Raw genomic sequence first — 499 nt, 5'->3', positions numbered from 1 at the left:
TTCACCGGCAACGCCGCCAAGGTCGTCTCCCGCACCCCGCGCGTCTCGACCGGCCGCCCGGAGCTGACCGAGGCCGCCATCGTCGTCTCCGGCGGCCGCGGCGTCGGTGCCGCCGAGGGCTTCGGCGTCGTCGAGGAGCTCGCCGACTCGCTCGGCGCGGCCGTCGGCGCCTCGCGCGCCGCCGTCGACGCCGGCTGGTACCCGCACACCAGCCAGGTCGGCCAGACCGGCAAGCAGGTCTCCCCGCAGCTGTACGTGGCCAACGGCATCTCCGGCGCGATCCAGCACCGGGCCGGCATGCAGACCTCGAAGACCATCGTGGCCGTCAACAAGGACCCCGAGGCCCCGATCTTCGAGCTGGTCGACTACGGCGTCGTCGGCGACCTCTTCGCCGTCCTGCCGCAGCTCACCGCCGAGGTGAAGGCCCGCAAGGCCTGATCCGCCCCGCACCGACGCGGAGGGCGTGGCACCGGGTACCCGGTGCCACGCCCTCCGGCGT

The 499-nt window shown here is 74.3% G+C and carries 1 protein-coding gene; it reads left to right on the top strand.

Going from position 1 to position 499, the window contains the following annotated elements; all coding sequences use genetic code 11:
- Positions 1-438, top strand: a 438-nt coding sequence (locus PUR71_RS05150; RefSeq protein WP_329925123.1) for an electron transfer flavoprotein subunit alpha/FixB family protein, incomplete at its 5' end; no start/stop codon positions are given.
- Positions 439-499: the final 61 nt, after the last annotated feature.

The organism is Streptomyces sp. SP17BM10 (genome assembly GCF_036322405.1).
Classification (GTDB): domain Bacteria; phylum Actinomycetota; class Actinomycetes; order Streptomycetales; family Streptomycetaceae; genus Kitasatospora.
Note: the sequence above shows the minus strand (reverse complement) of the source record. Positions and strands in the feature narration are given on the sequence as shown.